This is a genomic window from Streptomyces mutabilis, from assembly GCF_046628145.1.
Taxonomy (GTDB): Bacteria; Actinomycetota; Actinomycetes; order Streptomycetales; family Streptomycetaceae; genus Streptomyces; species Streptomyces mutabilis.
The window spans coordinates 1,840,817-1,859,058 of the sequence record NZ_CP176874.1 but is presented as its reverse complement, the minus strand read 5'-3'; the positions used below and the strand labels follow the sequence as shown (position 1 = coordinate 1,859,058).

The following is an 18,242-nucleotide window of genomic DNA, read 5'->3' as shown; positions in this document are numbered from 1 at the left end:
TCCTTTCCTACGCATATTTACTGCCGTTGCTGCTGTCGTGCGCACGGATCCGCGCTCCGATCGGATAGCAAGGGCCCATGGCGGTCTTCGTCGCGCTCGGCGCGTTCCTGATGACGCTGGCCGGCGGCTGGACGGCACAGCGGGTGACCGACCGGCGCCACCTCGTCCTGGGTCTGGCCGGCGGCCTGATGCTGGGTGTGGTCGGCCTCGACCTGCTGCCGGAGGCGCTGGAGGCGGCCGGTGACGAGGTGTTCGGCGTGCCGGAGGCGCTGCTGCTCTTCGTCGCCGGATTCCTGCTCGCGCACCTGGTGGAACGCCTGCTGGCCGCCCGCCGCGCCGCGCACGGAGGCGAGGAGGACGGGCACCGCTCGCCCGAGGTGGGCCTGACGGCCGCCGCCGCGATGGTCGGGCACAGCGCGATGGACGGCGTGGCGATCGGCGCGGCCTTCCAGATCGGCGGCGGCATGGGCGTGGCGGTCGCGATGGCGGTGATCGCCCACGACTTCGCGGACGGCTTCAACACCTACACGCTCACCAGCCTGTACGGGAACGCCCGCCGCCGCGCGATCGCGATGCTGTTCGCCGACGCCGTGGCCCCGGTGGCCGGCGCGGCCTCCACGCTCCTGTTCACCATCCCGGAGGGCGTACTCGGCGCGTATCTCGGCCTCTTCGGCGGCGCGCTGCTCTACCTCGCCGCCGCCGAGATCCTTCCCGAGGCCCACCACGAGCACCCGGCCCGCTCGACGCTGCTGTGCACGGTCGCGGGAGCGGCGTTCATCTGGCTGGTGGTGGGCGTGGCCGAATGAGCCGCCGCCCCTGGCGGAGTTCACAGCTTCCCGCCCCGCCCGCCCTCGCGCCGGGCGGGCGCGATGAGCGTCGAGAGATACGGCAGCGGCCCGTCGTCCAGCTCCGCCGCGGCCCGCACCGACTCCTCCGGCAGCCCCAGCGCCGACCCCCACACGGCGTCGTCCAGCCGCCCGGTCTCCCGCAGCGCCTCGGCGACCTCGGCCGCCTGCCGGCCGAACTTGTAGGCGACGACCGTGCCCGGCCCGTTCAACGCGTCCTTGAGCACGGCGGTCCCCGCGGTCACCGGCACCAGCGTCAACGGCTCGGTGCCCTCGGTCAGCACCGCGCCCGACCGCGCCGCGAGGTCCTGCATGGCGGTGATCCCCGGCACGGTCTCCACGGCGGTGCCCGGCACCAGCTCGCCGACCGTCTGCGCGAGATAGGTGAAGGTGGAGTACACGTTGGGGTCGCCGATGGTCGCGAAGGCCACGCTGCCGTGCTCCCTGAGCAGCGCGGCCACCCGCTCCCCGGCCGCGTCCCATGCCGCCTCACGGCGTGCCCGGTCGGTGCGCTCGTTCAGCGCGAACACGACCCGTACGACCTTCTCGGCGGGGACGTAGTGCAGCACGGTGGCCTCCGCCCGCCCCCGCTCCCCGCCGTCCTTTCCATCGGGTGCAGCCATCACGGGTACGACGACGACCTCGGCGGCCCGCAGCGCGTTGACCCCCTTGACGGTCACCAGCTCCGGGTCCCCGGGCCCGACTCCGACCCCGACCAGCCTGCTGCTCATGACGTCCGGCACCTCTCCACGAACCGACGGGCGACACCGGGCTCGGACGCCCAGTGCGTGTGCAGATAGCTCGCGTGCACACCGCGCTCCACAAATCCCTCGACGCGCCGCTCGGGCGCACGCATCCCCCACGCGGGCGCCGCCCCGGCCCCCGGCTCCACGACCGTCCGGTGGAACTCGTGCCCCCGCATCCGCGTCCCCGCCGTGGCCAGCGCACTGTCGGACACGGCCACGGCGTCCCGGTACCCCAGGGTCAACCGCTCCGACATCCGCGCGGCGGCGTCCAGCACCCCGCACATCGGCAGCCCGTCCAGCTCCCGGCACAGGTACAGCAGCCCCGCACACTCGGCGGCGACCGGGGCGCCGCTCAGCGCCAGCTCGGAGACGGCCTTGCGCAGCGGCTCGTTGGCGGACAGCTCGGAGGCGTACACCTCGGGGAACCCGCCCCCGACGACCAGCCCGGCGGTCCCGTCGGGGAGTTCCTCGTCCCGCAGCGGGTCGAAGACGACGACCTCGGCCCCGGCGGCGGCGAGCAGCTCGGCGTGCTCGGCGTAGGAGAACGTGAAGGCCGGCCCACCGGCAACGGCGACGCGTTTCAGCCCGTCCGGCGTTCGAGGACGAGGCCCGTCCAGGGCCGAAAGCGGGCGCCCGGGGACGGCAGCCCCCGGGGTCGGGACGGGAAGGGGCGGCGGGGGCGAAGAACGCAGAACCTCACCCGCGTCCCAAGCCGCACACTCCAACGCCCCCGCACTCCGCGCCAGCCCGACCAACGCCTCCAGGTCACAACCGTCGGAGACCTGCGCCGCCATCGCCGCGACGGCATCCACCGCCGCACCCCGCCGCTCGGCGACCGGCACCAGTCCCAGGTGCCGGGACGGCACATCGACCTGCCGCGCCCGCCGCAGCACCCCCAGCACCGGCACCCCGACGGAGTCCAACGACTCCCGCAGAAGCGCCTCGTGCCGGTCGGAGCCCACCTTGTTGAGGATCACGCCCCCGACCCGCACCTCCGGGTCCCAGGACACGAACCCGTGCACCAGTGCCGCCACCGACCGGGACTGCGACGACGCGTCCACGACCAGCACCACCGGCGCCCGCAGCAGCTTGGCGACCTGCGCGGTGGACGCCAGCTCACCCTCCCCGGCGGCCCCGTCGTACAGCCCCATCACGCCCTCGACCACGGCGATGTCGCACCCGCGCGCCCCGTGCAGGAACAGCGGCCCGACCAGCTCGGGCCCGCACAGGTACGCGTCGAGGTTCCGCCCCACCCGCCCGGTGGCGAGCGCGTGGTACCCGGGGTCGATGTAGTCGGGCCCGACCTTGTGCGGCGACACGGCGAGCCCGCGCCCGGCGAGCGCGGCCATCAGACCCGTGGCGACGGTGGTCTTGCCGCTGCCCGAGGAGGGCGCGGCGACGACCAGCCGGGGAACGGCGGAGGTCACCACTCGATGCCCCTCTGCCCCTTCTGCCCCGCGTCCATCGGGTGCTTGACCTTGGACATGTCGGTGACGAGGTCGGCGAACTCCACCAGCTTCTCCGGCGCGTTCCGCCCGGTGATCACGACGTGCTGGGTCCCGGGCCGCTCCCGCAGCACGGACACGACCTCGTCGGTGTCGACCCACCCCCAGTGCATCGGGTAGGCGAACTCGTCCAGCACGTACAGCTTGTACGTCTCGGCGGCCAGGTCCCGCTTGACCTGCTCCCAGCCCTCCCGGGCCTTCTCCTCGTTGTCCATCTGGGCGTCCCGCTGGACCCAGGACCAGCCCTCGCCCATCTTGTGCCAGTCGACGGACCCGCCCTCACCGCTGGCGCCCAGCACCCGCAGCGCGTTCTCCTCGCCGACCTTCCACTTCGCCGACTTGACGAACTGGAACACCCCGATCGGCCACCCCTGGTTCCAGGCCCGCAGCGCCAGCCCGAAGGCGGCGGTGGACTTGCCCTTCCCGATGCCCGTGTGCACGACGACCAGCGGACGATTGCGCCGCTGACGGGTCGTCAGTCCGTCGTCCGGTACGACGCTCGGCTGCCCCTTCGGCATTACGCGGCCCTCCTGTTCCCCTGCACGTCCTTCACCAGCCCGGCGATGGAGTCCGCCCGCAGCTCGTCCAGCGTCACCGCCGTACCGCCCAGCTCACCCGCGAGCCGCCCGGCCAGCCCCAGCCGCACCGGCCCCGACTCGCAGTCCACGACCACCGAGGCGACGCCCTCGGCCGCGAACAGCCGCGCCGCGCGCCCCGCGAGCGCCACCGGTTCGGGGCCACCGGTGGCCCGCCCGTCCGTCACCACCACGACCAGCGCCCGCCGCGCCGGGTCCCGCAGCCGCTCCACCCGGAGCACCTCGTGGGCACGCAGCAGCCCCGCCGCCAACGGCGTCCGCCCACCCGTCGGCAGTGACTCCAGCCGTGCCGCGGCGGCGTCCACCGACGAGGTCGGCGGCAGCGCCACATCGGCCGCCGACCCGCGGAAGGTCACCAGCCCCACCTTGTCCCGCCGCTGGTAGGCGTCCAGCAGCAGCGACAGCACGGCACCCTTGACGGCGCTCATCCGCTGCCGCGCGGCCATCGACCCGGAGGCGTCGACCACGAACAGCACGAGATTGCCCTCACGCCCCTCACGGGTCGCCTGCCGCAGATCGTCCCGCCGCACCACCAGCCCCGGGCCGCTGCGCCCCCGCGCCCGCTGGTGCGGGGCGGCGGCCTGCACGGTCGCCGCCAGGTGCAGCTTGGTCAGCGCCCCCTGCGGCCGGCGGGCCCCGGTCGTCCGCCCGTGCTCGGTCCGCGCCCGCGACCGCCGCCCGGCGGCCCCCTCGCCCAGCCCCGGCACGCTCAGCACCTTGGCCCGGAACGGCTCCGCGGCCCGCGCGGGGGACTGCTCACCGGCACCGCCGGAAGGCTGCGGCTCCCCGCTCTCCCCGGCCTCGGGGCGGGCGGCGGCGTCACCGTCGCCCTGCGGGGCGTCGTCGGGCTCCGGCTGCCCACCGGGGCCACCGGGACCGTCGGGGTCCGGGTTGGGGTCGTCGTCCCCGCCACCGTCCCCGTCCGGCCCGCCGAACTCCTCCAGCGTCTCGTCGAGCTTGTCCTCGTCGAGGCCCGGCGCGTCGAACGGGTTGCGCCGCCGCCGGTGCGGCAGCGCCAGCAGCGCGGCCTGCCGCACGTCCTCCGCCAGTACGTCGGTCCGCCCGGCCCAGGCCGCCAGCGCGGTCGCCGTGCGGGCCATCACGATGTCGGCGCGCATGCCGTCCACCTCGAACGCGGCACAGGTCGCCGCGATCTGCCGCAGCGCCCCGTCCCCGAGCCGGACCGAGGGCAGCAGCTCCCGCGCCGCCACGATCCGCGCCCGTACGGCGGCCTCCTCGTCGGCCCAGCGCGCGGCGAAACCGGCCGGGTCGTCGTCGTGGGCCAGCCGGCGCCGCACGACCTCCACGCGCTGGTCGGGCTCGCGCGAGGCCGAGACCTCCACGGTCAGCCCGAACCGGTCGAGGAGCTGCGGCCGCAGCTCGCCCTCCTCGGGGTTCATGGTGCCGACGAGCAGGAACTTCGAGGCGTGCCGCACCGACACACCCTCGCGCTCGACGTACGAGGCGCCCATCGCCGCCGCGTCCAGCAGCAGGTCCACCAGGTGGTCGTGGAGGAGGTTCACCTCGTCGACGTACAGGATGCCCCGGTGCGCGTCGGCCAGGAGGCCCGGCTCGAAGGCCTTCACGCCCTCCGCGAGGGCCCGCTCGATGTCGAGGGCGCCCACCAGCCGGTCCTCGGAGGCACCGACGGGCAGCTCGACCATCCGGGCCGGCCGGGAGCCCGAGGCCCCCGGCTCGTGCGGTCCGTCCGGGCAGCCGGGGTCGGGGGAGTGCGGGTCGCAGGAGAAGCGGCACCCGGAGACGACGTCCACCTCCGGCATCAGCGCCGACAGCGCGCGCACGGCCGTGGACTTGGCGGTGCCCTTCTCGCCGCGCACCAGCACGCCACCCACCGCCGGGGAGACGGCGTTCAGCAGCAGCGCGAGCCGCAGGTCGTCCTGACCCACGACGGCCGTGAACGGGAACGGGGTACTCACTTCTCGTCGCCCTCCAAGTCGCCCTCGAGCTCCAGATAGGTGGCGCGCAGCCGCTCCAGGGTCTCCGCGTCCGGTTCGGCCCACAGGCCGCGGTCGGCCGCTTCCAGCAGCCGCTCCGTGATGCCCCGCAGCGCCCACGGGTTGGACTTCTTCATGAAGTCCCGGTTCTCCGCGTCGAAGACGTACTCGGCGCTGAGCTTCTCGTACATCCAGTCGTCCACGACCCCGGCCGTGGCGTCGTACCCGAAGAGGTAGTCGACGGTCGCCGCCATCTCGAAGGCGCCCTTGTAGCCGTGCCGGCGCATCGCCGCCATCCAGCGCGGGTTGACCACGCGGGCCCGGAAGACCCGGTGCGTCTCCTCGCCCAGCGTCCGCGTCTTCACCTGGTCCGGGGTGGCCGAGTCACCGACGTACGCCTCCGGACTCGTCCCCGTCAGGTGCCGCACCATGGCGACCATGCCGCCGTGGTACTGGAAGTAGTCGTCGGCGTCGACGAGGTCGTGCTCGCGGGTGTCCACGTTCTTCGCCGCCACCGCGATCCGCCGGAACGCCGTCTCCATGTCCCCGCGCGCCGCCCGCCCGTCGAGCCCGCGCCCGTAGGCGTAGCCGCCCCACACCGCGTACACCTCGGCGAGGTCGGCGTCGGAGCGCCAGTTGCGGGCGTCGATCAGCGGCAGCAGACCGGCGCCGTACGCGCCCGGCTTGGAGCCGAAGATGCGGGCGGTGGCCCGGCGCCGGTCGCCGTGCTCGGCGGTGTCGGCGTCGGCGTGGGCGCGCACGTAGTTCTGCTCGGCCGGCTCGTCCAGCTCCGCCACCGCCCGCACCGCGTCGTCGATCAGCCCCACGACGTGCGGGAACGCGTCCCGGAAGAAGCCCGAGATGCGCACCGTGACGTCCACGCGCGGCCGTCCCAGCTCCGCCGGGGGCACGATCTCGAAGCCGGTCACCCGGCGCGAGGCGTCGTCCCAGACCGGACGGCAGCCCAGCAGCGCCAGGATCTCGGCGATGTCGTCGCCCTGGGTGCGCATCGCCGACGTGCCCCAGACCGTGAGGCCGACGGACTTCGGGTACTCGCCGGTGTCGCTCAGGTACCGCTGGATCAGCGAGTCCGCGAGCGACTGCCCGACCTCCCAGCTCAGCCGGGACGGGATCGCCTTCGGGTCGACGGAGTAGAAGTTGCGGCCGGTCGGCAGCACGTTGACCAGTCCGCGGGTCGGGGAGCCCGACGGGCCCGCCGGGACGTAACCACCGTCCAGGGCCCGCAGGATGTGCCCGATCTCGTCCGTGGTCCGGGCCAGCCGCGGCACGACCTCGGCGCAGGCGAACTCCAGCACCGCGACCGCGTCGGGCAGTTCGGTGCCCAGCACCTCGCGCACCAGCGCCGGCACGGCCGCGGTCTCCCACGCCCGCGCCTCCATGCCCTCCGCGAACCGCCGGCACAGCTGCTCCAGCAGGTCGATCGCGTCGGCGGCCGAACGCGCCGGGCCGTCCACCAGGTCCGTCAGCTCCACCGGCACCTTCACCGGCGCGCCCGGCTCGGCCAGCAGCTCCTTCTCCACCAGCCCGAAGTGCTCGGCCAGGGACGCCCGCAGGCCCGGCAGCGCGTTCGCCTGACCGCCCCACACCTGCGAGGCGCGCAGCACCGCCAGCACGAGGTTGACGCGCGGCTCGCCGACCGGGCCGCCGCCCAGGATGTGCAGCCCGTCGCGGATCTGCACGTCCTTGATCTCGCACAGATAGCCGTCGATGTGCATGACGAACTCGTCGAACTCGTCGTCGTCCGGCTGGTCGTCCACGTGCAGGTCGTGGTGCAGCTCCGCGGCCTTGACCAGCGTCCAGATCTGCGCGCGGACCGCCGGCGCCTTCACCGGGTCCAGGTCGGAGACGAGCGCGTACTCGTCGAGCAGCTGCTCCAGCTTGGCCAGGTCGCCGTAGGTGTCGGCGCGCGCCATCGGCGGCACGAGGTGGTCGACGACCGTGGCGTGGCCGCGCCGCTTGGCCTGGGTGCCCTCGCCGGGGTCGTTGACGATGAACGGGTAGATCAGCGGCAGGTCGCCCAGGACCGCGTCGGGCGCGCACCCGGCGCTCAGCCCGAGGCCCTTGCCGGGCAGCCACTCCATCGTGCCGTGCTTGCCCATGTGCACGATCGCGTCGGCGCCGAAGCTGTTCTCCAGCCACCGGTAGGCGGCCATGTAGTGGTGCGACGGCGGCATGTCGGGGTCGTGGTAGATCGCGATCGGGTTCTCCCCGAAGCCGCGCGGCGGCTGGATCATGACGACGACGTTCCCGAACTGGAGCGAGGCGAGCACGATGTCGTCCCCGTCCACGTACAGCGAGCCCGGCGGCTCGCCCCACGCCTCCCGCATGGCTCCCTTGAGGTCCGGGTCGAGCTTCTCGAACCACGCCCGGTAGTCGGCCAGCGGCACCCGCGCGGGCGCGGCGGCCAGCTGGTCCTCCGTCAGCCACTCGACGTCGTGGCCGCCGGCCTCGATGAGCCGGTGGATCAACTCGTCGCCGCCGGACGGGTACTCGGTCAGCGCGTACCCGGCGTCCCGCAGCGCGTCCAGCACCCGCACCGCCGAGGCCGGGGTGTCCAGTCCCACCGCGTTGCCGACGCGGGAGTGCTTGGTCGGGTACGCCGTGAAGACCAGCGCGAGCCTCTTCTCGGCGTTCGGCTTGTGCTTGAGCGCCGCGTGCCGTACGGCGATCCCGGCGACCCGCGAGGCCCGCTCGGGGTCGGCCACGTACACCGGCACCTCGTCGGGGCCCTGCTCCTTGAAGGAGAACGGCACGGTGACCAGGCGCCCGTCGAACTCCGGGATCGCGACCTGCATCGCCGCGTCCATGGGGGAGAGGGCGGCGTCCGACTCCTCCCAGGCGGCCCGGGACGAGGTCAGGCAGAGCCCTTGCAGCACCGGGACGTTCAGGTCGGCCAGCGCGCCGATGTCCCACGCCTCCTCGTCGCCGCCCGCCGACGCCTGCGAGGCGTGCGTGCCGCCCGCCGCGAGGACGGTGGCGACCAGGGCGTCCGCCCGGCCCAGCAGCTCGTACAGCCCGGCGTCCGCGCCGCGCAGCGAACCGCAGTACACGGGCAGCGCGTTGGCGCCGCGCGCCTCGATCGCGTCGCACAGGGTGTCGACGAAGGCGGTGTTGCCGCTGAGCTGGTGGGCGCGGTAGAAGAGCACGCCGACCGTCGGGCGGCCCTCGGTGAACGCCCGCTCGCCGTGGAGGCCGTACTCCGGCATCTTCCGCGGCTCGTCGAAGCCCTCGCCGGTCAGCAGCACGGTGTCGGACAGGAACCGGGCGAGCTGGGTCAGGTTGTCCGGACCGCCCTCGACCAGATAGCGCAGCGCCTCCGCCACCACCCCGGCCGGCACCGAGGACTCGGCCATCAGCTCGGCGTCCGGCACGCTCTCGCCGCCCAGCAGGACGGTCGGGACGCCGGCGGCCTTCAGCGCGGCGAGCCCGTCCTCCCAGGCGCGCTTGCCGCCCAGCAGGCGCACGACGGCGACGTCCGCGCCCTCGACGAGCCCCGGCAACTCCTCGCGTACGTCGACCCGGGTCGGGTTGCCGATCCGGTAGGCGGCGTCCGACGCGCGGGCCGCCAGCAGGTCCGTGTCGGCGGTCGACAACAACAACACTGTGCTCATGCGGGCGCTCCCGGTGGAATGAAGGGCAGTCCTTGCGGCGCGCCGGACTCGATGAGCCGCCACAGCGCGTCCGTGTCCGCGTGGTGTTCGATCAGGTCGCCGAGCAGGTCGAGCTGCTCCTCGCGCAGCGCGGCGAACGAGGTGTCGGGGGCCGGCACGAAGCGGCGGCCCGCGGCGGCGGCCACCTCGCGCAGGAACGCCCGCCGGAAGCCGTCCGACTCCAGCGAGCCGTGCCAGTGCGTGCCCCAGGTCTGGCCGACCCGGCAGCCGTCCAGGAAGGGGTCGCCGCCCGTCACGTCGGCGACCCCGTGATGGATCTCGTACCCCTCGACGTGCTCGCCGAGGGCCTCGCCCACCGGCCGGGTGAGGGTCTTCTCGCGGGCGAACCGCACCCGCACGGGCAGCAGTCCGAGCCCGTCCACGTGCCCGGCACGGGACTCCACGTCGTCCTCGATGTGCTCGCCGAGCAGCTGGAACCCGCCGCAGATGCCGAGCACGGGCCGCCGCTCGGCCACCCTGCGCGCGATGGCGTCCGCGAGCCCCCGCTCCCGCAGCCACTCCAGCGCCCGGACCGTCCCCCGCGTGCCCGGCACGATCACGAGGTCCGCGTCGGCCAGCTCCTCCGGCCGGTCCACGAACCGCACCACGACGCCCGGCTCGGCCGCGAGCGCGTCCACGTCCGTGAAGTTGGACATGAGCGGGACCGCGCAGACGGCCACCCGGAGCACGTCCTCGCCGACGGGCGGCGCGACGACCGACTCCCGCACGGTCCCGCGCAGGGAGACCCGCAGTCCGTCCTCCTCGTCGATGCCGAGCCCGTGCCGGAAGGGCAGGACGCCGTACGTCCGCCGCCCGGTGAGCCCGTGGAGCATGTCGAGGCCCGGCTCCAGCAGCGAGACGTCGCCGCGGAACTTGTTGACCAGGAACCCGGCGACCAGCGCCTGGTCCTCGGGGGCCAGCAGCGCCACCGTGCCGAAGAACGAGGCGAAGACGCCCCCGCGGTCGATGTCGCCGACGACGAGGACGGGGAACCCGGCGCCCCGGGCGATCCCCATGTTCACGATGTCGGTCCGGCGCAGGTTGATCTCGGCCGGACTGCCCGCCCCCTCGCAGATCACCGCGTCATACGTGCCCCGAAGCTCGGCCAGACAGTCCAGCACGGTGCCGAGCAGCCGCTGCTGCCGTCCGCCGTGGTAGCCGCGGGCGCTCATCTCGCCGACCGGCTTGCCGAGCAGCACGACCTGGCTGCTCTGCTCGCCCCCCGGCTTCAGCAGCACCGGGTTCATCTGCGCGGTCGGCTCCACGCGGCACGCCTGGGCCTGCATGGCCTGCGCCCGCCCGATCTCGGCGCCCTCGCGGGTGACGAAGGAGTTCAGCGACATGTTCTGCGCCTTGAAGGGCGCGACCTTCACGCCCTGACGCACCAGCCAGCGGCAGATCCCGGCGGTGACGACGCTCTTGCCGGCGTCGGAGGTGGTGCCGGCGACGAGGAGGCCACCGCTCATGACGTACGTCCCTTCGTGAGTGACCGGCGGGCGATCAGCCGCGCGCCCGCGCACACGCCCAGCGCCAGCCAGCCCACGCGCCGGGAGAGCCGTACGGCCCGGTCGATGTCGCCGGAACCGGCCCGGACGGCGCGCCCCGCCGCCCCGTTGAGGACGGGCCGGTGCTCGATGCGCCCGCCGTAGGAGAGCGTCCCGCCCAGCCGCACGCCCAGGGCGCCAGCGAAGGAGGCCTCCACGGGACCGGCGTTGGGGCTCGGATGCTGTGCTGCGTCGGCGCGCCAGGCCCGTACGGCGCCCCGCGGATCGCCGCCGGCCACGGTGGCCAGGACGGCGGTCAGCCGGGCGCCGGGCCAGCCCGCGAGGTCGTCGAGCCGGGCCGAGGCCCAGCCGTAGCGGCGGTACCTGGGCGACTTGTGGCCGACCATCGCGTCCAGGGTGTTCACGGCCCGGAAGCCGAGCAGTCCGGGCACCCCGCCCAACGCGCCCCAGACCAGGGCGCCCACCACCGCGTCCGAGGTGTTCTCGGCGACGGACTCCACGACCGCCCGCGCGATCCCGTCGGCGTCCAGCGCCTGCGGGTCCCGCCCGCACAGGTGCGGCAGCCGCGCGCGGGCCGCCTCGACGTCGCCGGCCTCCAGGGCACGGCCGACGGCGACCGCCTCGCGGGCGAGCGAGGTGCCGCCGACGACCGACCAGGTGGCGGCGGCGGTCAGCGCGACGGAGGCGGCGGGGGAGCGGTGTACGGCGCGGGTGGCGGCCAGCCCGAGGGCGGCGGCGCCACCGGCGCACACGGCGGTGTGCAGCGCGCCCCACCCACGGTGGTCACGCCACAGCACCCGTTCCACGGCACCGGCGGCACGGCCGAACGCGGCGACCGGGTGTCCGCGGCGCGGGTCGCCGAGGAGGAGGTCACCGAGGAGGCCGGCGGCGGCGCCGTACGCGAAGACGCGTTCGGCGCGCACGGCTCAACCGGCCGCGGGGAGGGGGAGGCGAAGAGTGTCGCTGGTGAGCCTGGAACGGCAGCCGCGCATGGCGATATGTCCTCACTCAGGGTGTCCGCGCCCTGGTTAGAAGAGAACGGCGATGAGAGTTCCTGGCTCCCGGGGATCGCTCCCCGGTCACAGTGGCGGGACCGCGCCGGATTCGCACCGGCTTCCTCTCCTGTCGCCGTATTGGCTCCGGCAGTCCACCACGGCCCGCGAACACCCGTCAACTTGCTGTTGACCTGCGATGGGGGAGTGTGCGAAGGCCCACACGCGGGCGGTGTGCGCGGGCGCGCGGAAGAGGTGCGCGGGCCACAGGGAAAGGCGGGGCGCAGGACGGACACCGAGTCCGTCCTGCGCCCCGCCTCACGAGAGTGCGCGACGTGCGCGTCGCTCAGGCGACGATCAGATAGATGCCGTACGCCACCGCCGCCGCGCAGGCGGCGAAGCACGCGTACGCGCCGGTGACCGCGAGGCCCGCGGAGCCGCCCTCGGCGGCGGCCCGCTCCTGGCGGGAGAGACCGGCGATGCCGAGGGTGAACAGGCCCACCAGGGCCACGGTGGCCACGAGGCTGACCCCGAAGACGGAGCCGAGCGCTGCCCAGTCGATGCTCATGGAGGTTCGTTTCCTTCGTACCCGGAGCGCGGGTTCAGACGGTGGTGGTGGCCGACGGGGCCTTGGACTCGGACGCGGCGGCGACGGCGGCCGCAGGCTCCTCGGTCACGCCCGCCGGGGGCGGGGTGACGGCGGCCATCGCCTGGGTCACCACACCGGACTGCTCGGGCTCGTCGGTGTCGATGACGTTGGTGTGGTCGACGACCTCGCGCCGGGAGATCTTCCAGATGGCGGCGCTGGAGGCGATCAGGAAGACCGCGACGAGGGCGGTGCCCCAGTCGCCCAGGCCGCACACCCACTCGGCGATCGCGGCGACCAGGGCCGCGGCCGGCAGGGTCAGACCCCAGGCGACGAACATCCGGGTGGCCGTGGACCAGCGGACCACACCGCCCTTGCGGCCGAGACCCGCGCCCATCACCGCGCCGGAGACCGAGTGCGTGGTGGAGAGGGAGAAGCCGAGGTGGGAGGAGGCCAGGATGACCGTCGCGGCGCTGGTCTGGGCGGCGAAGCCCTGCTGCGGCTGGAGGTCGGTCAGGCCCTTGCCCATGGTGCGGATGATGCGCCAGCCGCCGAGGTAGGTGCCGAGCGCGATGGCGATGCCCGCGGAGAGGATGACCCACAGGGGCGGGTCGGAGTCGGGGGCGAGCGAGCCGCCGGCGACCAGGGCCAGGGTGATGATGCCCATCGTCTTCTGGGCGTCGTTGGTGCCGTGGGCCAGCGAGACCAGACCGGCGGAGGCGATCTGCCCGGTGCGGTAGCCCTTGGCGGCGGCCTTGCCGTCGGCCTTGCGGCCGAGCCGGTACGTCAGCCGCGCGCCGAGCATCGCCGCGATGCCCGCGACCAGCGGGGCGGCGATCGCCGGGAGGAGCACCTTGGTGACGAGCACGTCGCCGTGGACCGCGCCGACGCCCGCCGAAGCGATCGCGGCACCGATCAGACCGCCCATCAGGGCGTGCGAGGAGCTGGACGGGAGACCGACCAGCCAGGTCAGCAGGTTCCAGAGGATCGCGCCGACCAGGGCGGCGAAGATGACCTCGGGACGGATGCCGGTCTCGTCCACGAGACCCTTGGAGATCGTGTTGGCGACCTCCACCGAGAGGAAAGCGCCGACAAGGTTGAGGACGGCGGACATGGCCACCGCCACCTTGGGCTTGAGCGCACCGGTCGAAATGGTCGTTGCCATCGCGTTGGCGGTGTCGTGGAAACCGTTCGTGAAATCGAACGCGAGAGCGGTCACCACCACAATCGCGAGGATCAGCGAGAAGCTTTCCATTTACCCAGGCAATCGTTCGAGGTCATTGGCTGGACGAACGTAGGTAACCATGGTGAACGGAAGATGAACTGGACCGGGCGTCGCGGTGACCGGAACCGGGGGTGCCGCCTCCCTCCCCGTGTTCGCCCCGATGCTCTCCGGAGACGTGCCTGGCAGGATCGCCGTGAAGCCGGTCGGCGGCGGTGGGCGAGGGCCGGGAGCGGCCGGGGAGGAGAGGGTGACTGTGACGTATTCGCGGGCCGGGGAGGCGGCGGAACGGGTGTCCGGACGGACGGGCGCGGACGGGGGTAGCGCCCCGGAGACGGCCCGGGAGGCGGCCTGGGAGGCGCTCGTCGCCACGGCCCGGCGGACGGTGACGGACGGCCTGGTGGTCGGCACCTCGGGCAACGTCTCCGTGCGCGTCGGCGACACGGTGCTCGTCACCCCTTCGGGCGTGCCCTACGACCGTCTGGCCCCCGAGGACATCACCGGCGTCGACCTCGACGGCCGGCAGGTGCTCGGGACGCTGGTCCCCACCAGCGAACTGCCCATGCACCTCGCCGTCTACCGCGCCACCGACGCCGGGGCCGTCGTCCACACCCACGCCGTGCACGCCACGGCCGTCTCGCTCCTCGTCCCCGAACTCCCGCCGGTGCACTACATGACCGCGGCACTCGGCGGCCCGGTCCGCGTCGCCCCCTACGCGACCTACGGCACCGACGAACTGGCCCGCGCCATGCTCGACGCCCTCACCGGCCGCACCGGCTGCCTCCTGAAGAACCACGGCACCATCACCTACGGCACCTCCCTCGACCAGGCCTACGACCGCACCGCCCAGCTGGAGTGGATGTGCCGCCTGTGGCTGACGGCCTCCTCGGTGCCGGGCCGGTCGCCGTCCCTGCTGACCGAGGAGCAGTTGGCCGAGGTGGCCGACCGGCTGCGGGAGTACGGGCAGCGGTCCTGACCCGGCACCGGTTGATCCGAACGGCCCGCCCGTCCGCCGTCCCGGTGGCTTACTCCGGAGCCCCCCGGGAAACTGAAAGGCGTGCGCATCCTCCCCGCGACGGCCGCCGCCGTCACCGCAGCCCTGGCCGCAGGGGCGGCGAGCGTCGCCGCCGGACGGCTCGCCAGCGACGCCGCGCTCAAGGCGCCGCCCGGACGGCCCCTGCCCACCGAACCCCGGCTCACCGTGCACGGCACCGCCGCCGGCCAGATCACCCTCACCCGGGACCTGGCCGCGCTGCGCCCCGGCCGCTACGGTCTCGCCGGTGACGGCTCCCACGCGGTCGTCGGCCCGGTCCTCGGCACGGCCGACCACGGCGCCGACACGGTCGTACGCCGCCTCGAACGCGTCACGCACGGCACCCTCACGGCCGGCGACCGGGTGTGGTTCACCCCGAACCTGTACGTCGGCGACCCGGGCACCGCCCTCGACCTCGAGTTCGCCGACGTCGAGGTCCCCGGCGAGCCGGGCCCGCTCCCGGCCTGGTTCCTGCCCGGCTCCCGCCCGACCTGGGTCATCGCCGTGCACGGCCTGGCCGCCACCCGCGAACACGCGCTGAACATCATCGCGCCCCTGCACCGCCGCGACGTCCCGGTGCTCGCCCTCGCCTACCGAGGCGACGTCGGCGCCCCGCCCTCACCGGACGGCCTGCACCACTTCGGCGAGACCGAGTGGCGCGACGTGGACGCGGCGATCCGCTACGCCGTCGACCACGGCGCCCGCCAGGTCGTGCTGCTCGGCTGGTCCACCGGCGCCACCATGGCCCTGCGCACCGCTGCGCTCTCCGGCGTACGCGAGCGCATCGCGGGGCTCGTGCTGGACTCCCCGGTCCTGAGCTGGGAGGCCACCCTGCGCGCCCTGGCCGCCGCCCGCCGCACCCCGGGCGCGCTCCTGCCGCTCGCCGTCCGCGCCGCCCAGGGCCGCGCCGGACTGCACGCCGACCACGACGCCGGGACCGCCGGCCTGTACCGCCCGGCCGTCCCGACCCTGGTCTTCCACGGCCCCGACGACGCGGTGGCCCCCTGGCGGCTGTCCCGCCGCCTCGCCGACACCCACCCGCGCCTGGTCGCCCTGCACACCGTCAAGGGGGCCCCGCACGGAGCCATGTGGAACGCCGACCCCGAGCACTACGAGGAGACCCTCCGCCGCTTCATGACCCCGCTGGTGTGACCCCGCAGCCCCTCCGGCGCCGCACCCTGTGCGCACGCCGGGCCTCCCACCCGAGCGCGGCGCGCTTCCGGCGGCGCGCGCCGCGTGGGCCGTGCCCGTGCGCGCCCGGTGGGGCGCGTGTCGGAAGTCCCGGCGGCGTGTGCCGCGGCCACGGCACACGCCGCCGGGACCTGTGCCGCGGCCTGCTCGGCGGGCCGGGCCGCGTTGCCCGCGGCACGTGCCGGGCGACCGTGGCGGAGTCGCGGCGCAGGGGCGCCGTCCGGGTTCCGCTTAGCGTCGTACCGGTGGCTTGATCCAGCTCCCGGAGGGTGTTCCGGGCCGATGCGTCCCCCGTCCTGGACGGGGGTCGTCGCATTCCGTTTGGGTTTTCGGACCGTCAACCGGAAGACTGCACCCGTGACGTCCCGTATCCCGCGCGACTCCAGGCTCCGACTCGTCCGCCCGCGACCCCTGGCCGCCGCCCCCCAAGCGATGACCCAGCGGCGTCCGCGCCGCGCCGCGCCACGGCCCCCGGAGGGCACACCCGCCCGGTCGGAGCTGGCCAGAATGGCACGCGCCGGTCTTGCCGACGCGGCCCGCGTCGCCCGCTGGGCCGACAGTGCCCTCGGCCGCGGCAGCGCGACCGCCGACGGCAAGGCCACCCTCTCCGACGCGACCGCCGAACGCGCGGCCCGGGAACTGGGCCTGACCCCGGCCGAGGTCCGCGCCGACTGGGACACCGCCCGCCTCGCGGGACTCGTCGAGGTGCACGGCGACAGCGCCCGCCCCGGCTGGCGGCTGCGCGCCTGGAACCGCGACGACAGCGCCGTGCTGCGCGGCTGGGTCGCCCTCTTCGACGCCTGGTCGCTCGCCTATCCCGAGCCCGCCGGGCAGGAGCCCGCCGCCGTGGCCGAGGTCATCTCCGCCATGCCCCAGGTGCTCTCCTTCCTCCAGCTGTCCGCCGGACCCGTGCCCGTGGCGCAGCTCCTGGACCTGCTGGAGCAGCGCGTCACCGAACTGCGCACCGAGCGCTGCGAGGTGCCCTACGGCCCCCGCCTCGAGCCCGGGACCCCGCAGCCCCCCGAGGCCGCACCGGTGCCGGACGCCGCCGCCGACACCCCGCTCGCCCCCCTGCTCGACTGGGCCCTGCACGCCCTCGCCTCCGTCGGCGCCCTGACCTGCGGCGACGGTCACGCCACGCTCACCCCGCTCGGCAGTTGGGCGGTCTGGGTCAAGCTGGAGCAGATCTGCGTCGCCGCGCAGAGCCCGGCCGGCAACATCGAGCAGCCGGCCGAGGACATGCTCCGCGGCTGCGCCCGGCTCCGCCCGAACGCCGCCCGCGCCGAGTACCGAGCCTGGCTCGCCGCCCGCCCCGTCGGCAGCGCCGTCACGGAGCTGATCGACGCCGCCCGCGGCGAGGACGCCCTGCTGCGCGGCCTCGCCTTCGACGCGCTGCGGGTCGTCGGCGCCCCCGCCGAGCCGGACGTCCGCGCCGTCGTCGACGAGCCGACGCTGCGGCCCTACGCCCTGCTGTGGCTCGCCGAGCACGACGGCGCCGACCCCGAGGACGCCCACCACGTCCTCACCCGTCGGGAGGCCACCTGGCTGTGGGTCGACACCGCCGCCGCCGTCGCCGACCACGGAGAGGCCCCGTTGCTCGTGCGGCACCTGGAGTCCGCGGTGCAGCCCACCGTCCCGGCCCTGCTCGACGAGGTCCGGGCGGTAGGGCACCCGCGCACCGTGCAGGTCCTGGTCGCGCTCGCCGCGGCCCACCCCGACCCCGCCCTGGCCAAGGCGGTGCGCAGGGCGGCGTTCCAGGTGCACACCGGGGGCTGAGGGCGGGAGGAGGGCGTCGGGCCCGGTGTCAGGCGCGGATCTCGGGAGCGTAGGTGCCGAAGCTCCAGATGTTCCCCTCCAGGTCCCGGGCCATGTAGTCCCGCGACCCGTAGTCCTGGTCGGTCGGGGGCATGAGGATCTCCGCGCCGTGCTCCACGGCCCTGCGGTGATGGGCGTCCACGTCGTCGACCACGACGTAGACCCCCGTCGTGCCCGCGTTCCTCATCGCCTCGTCGAAGCGGCTGCCCGTGCCCTTCGAGCCGAGCATGACCGCGCCGTTGCCCTGGGCGAGCTCGGCGTGGGCCACCGAGCCGTCCTCGCCCTCGTACAGGGCGAGTTCCGTGAAGCCGAAGGCCTGGGTGAGCTGGCGGACCGCCGCCTTGGCATCCGCGTACAGCAGCGTCGGGAAGACGCTGGGACGGCCGCCGTCCATGCCTGCCATGCCGATCACTCCCTTGTGAGCCGGTGTCGGGGACCGGACGCCGCGAAGCTCCCGATGGTCCGGGAAGTCCCGGAATCCAGCGCTGTGGCCAGTCTTGCACCGCCCACCGACAACGTCCCGGACCAGCACGTCCGAACACGGGAGCCCCGAACAGGGGGCCGTGGACGGCCGGACCCG

Annotated in this window: 14 protein-coding genes and 1 riboswitch; of the genes, 4 read left to right on the top strand and 10 right to left on the bottom strand. The window is 74.5% G+C overall.

The features are described from left to right. Positions 1–77: 77 nt before the first annotated feature. A complete protein-coding gene (locus ACLIN4_RS08200; RefSeq protein ID WP_290014007.1) occupies positions 78–806 on the top strand; it encodes a ZIP family metal transporter in 729 nt (242 codons plus the stop codon). Between the two features lie 20 nt (positions 807–826). Here ACLIN4_RS08200 and cobI read toward each other — a convergent pair whose 3' ends face one another. From cobI to ACLIN4_RS08155, 9 genes are all read right to left on the bottom strand, one after another. Next, entirely contained in the window at positions 827–1,576 is a 750-nt protein-coding gene (gene cobI, locus ACLIN4_RS08195; RefSeq protein ID WP_411575620.1) for a precorrin-2 C(20)-methyltransferase, read from the bottom strand. Beyond that, positions 1,573–3,018 carry a cobyrinate a,c-diamide synthase gene (locus ACLIN4_RS08190; protein ID WP_373429062.1) on the bottom strand — a complete coding sequence of 482 codons (1,446 nt, stop codon included), beginning with the start codon at positions 3,016–3,018 and terminating at the stop codon, positions 1,573–1,575. Before ACLIN4_RS08190 ends, cobI begins: the two co-directional genes overlap by 4 nt. After that, the gene (cobO, locus tag ACLIN4_RS08185; protein ID WP_100044965.1) at positions 3,015–3,614 is read right to left on the bottom strand and encodes a cob(I)yrinic acid a,c-diamide adenosyltransferase; all 600 of its coding nucleotides are present in this window, start codon (positions 3,612–3,614) and stop codon (positions 3,015–3,017) included. Before cobO ends, ACLIN4_RS08190 begins: the two co-directional genes overlap by 4 nt. After that, complete coding sequence (locus ACLIN4_RS08180; protein WP_411575619.1) at positions 3,614–5,629, bottom strand: putative cobaltochelatase; 2,016 nt, start codon at positions 5,627–5,629, stop codon at positions 3,614–3,616. Before ACLIN4_RS08180 ends, cobO begins: the two co-directional genes overlap by 1 nt. Then, complete coding sequence (gene cobN, locus ACLIN4_RS08175) at positions 5,626–9,279, bottom strand: cobaltochelatase subunit CobN (RefSeq protein WP_269958253.1); 3,654 nt, start codon at positions 9,277–9,279, stop codon at positions 5,626–5,628. Before cobN ends, ACLIN4_RS08180 begins: the two co-directional genes overlap by 4 nt. Continuing rightward, positions 9,276–10,784: a cobyric acid synthase gene (locus ACLIN4_RS08170; protein WP_290014003.1), complete on the bottom strand. Its 1,509-nt coding sequence runs from the start codon at positions 10,782–10,784 to the stop codon at positions 9,276–9,278. The genes cobN and ACLIN4_RS08170 overlap by 4 nt, the downstream gene beginning before the upstream one ends. Then, complete coding sequence (locus tag ACLIN4_RS08165; protein WP_289909706.1) at positions 10,781–11,746, bottom strand: cobalamin biosynthesis protein; 966 nt, start codon at positions 11,744–11,746, stop codon at positions 10,781–10,783. Before ACLIN4_RS08165 ends, ACLIN4_RS08170 begins: the two co-directional genes overlap by 4 nt. 104 nt (positions 11,747–11,850) lie before the next feature. Next, a riboswitch (cobalamin riboswitch) is annotated at positions 11,851–11,991 on the bottom strand. A 170-nt stretch (positions 11,992–12,161) separates the two neighbouring features. After that, positions 12,162–12,383 carry a hypothetical protein gene (locus tag ACLIN4_RS08160; protein ID WP_043374477.1) on the bottom strand — a complete coding sequence of 74 codons (222 nt, stop codon included), beginning with the start codon at positions 12,381–12,383 and terminating at the stop codon, positions 12,162–12,164. 34 nt (positions 12,384–12,417) lie between these two features. Then, positions 12,418–13,656 carry an inorganic phosphate transporter gene (locus tag ACLIN4_RS08155; RefSeq protein ID WP_100044960.1) on the bottom strand — a complete coding sequence of 413 codons (1,239 nt, stop codon included), beginning with the start codon at positions 13,654–13,656 and terminating at the stop codon, positions 12,418–12,420. Between the two features lie 223 nt (positions 13,657–13,879). On the opposite strand from ACLIN4_RS08155, the gene ACLIN4_RS08150 reads away from it, so the two are divergent. The 3 genes from ACLIN4_RS08150 to ACLIN4_RS08140 all read left to right on the top strand — a co-directional run bounded on the left by ACLIN4_RS08150 (position 13,880) and on the right by ACLIN4_RS08140 (position 17,623). After that, a complete protein-coding gene (locus tag ACLIN4_RS08150) occupies positions 13,880–14,599 on the top strand; it encodes a class II aldolase/adducin family protein (RefSeq protein WP_381916069.1) in 720 nt (239 codons plus the stop codon). 81 nt (positions 14,600–14,680) lie between these two features. Further along, entirely contained in the window at positions 14,681–15,808 is a 1,128-nt protein-coding gene (locus tag ACLIN4_RS08145; protein WP_381944006.1) for an alpha/beta hydrolase family protein, read from the top strand. Between the two features lie 396 nt (positions 15,809–16,204). Next, complete coding sequence (locus tag ACLIN4_RS08140) at positions 16,205–17,623, top strand: hypothetical protein (protein WP_289909696.1); 1,419 nt, start codon at positions 16,205–16,207, stop codon at positions 17,621–17,623. Positions 17,624–17,651: 28 nt separating this feature from the next. Here the strand turns inward: ACLIN4_RS08140 and ACLIN4_RS08135 are convergent, their stop codons facing one another. Then, positions 17,652–18,056 carry a VOC family protein gene (locus tag ACLIN4_RS08135; protein WP_100044956.1) on the bottom strand — a complete coding sequence of 135 codons (405 nt, stop codon included), beginning with the start codon at positions 18,054–18,056 and terminating at the stop codon, positions 17,652–17,654. Positions 18,057–18,242: the final 186 nt, after the last annotated feature.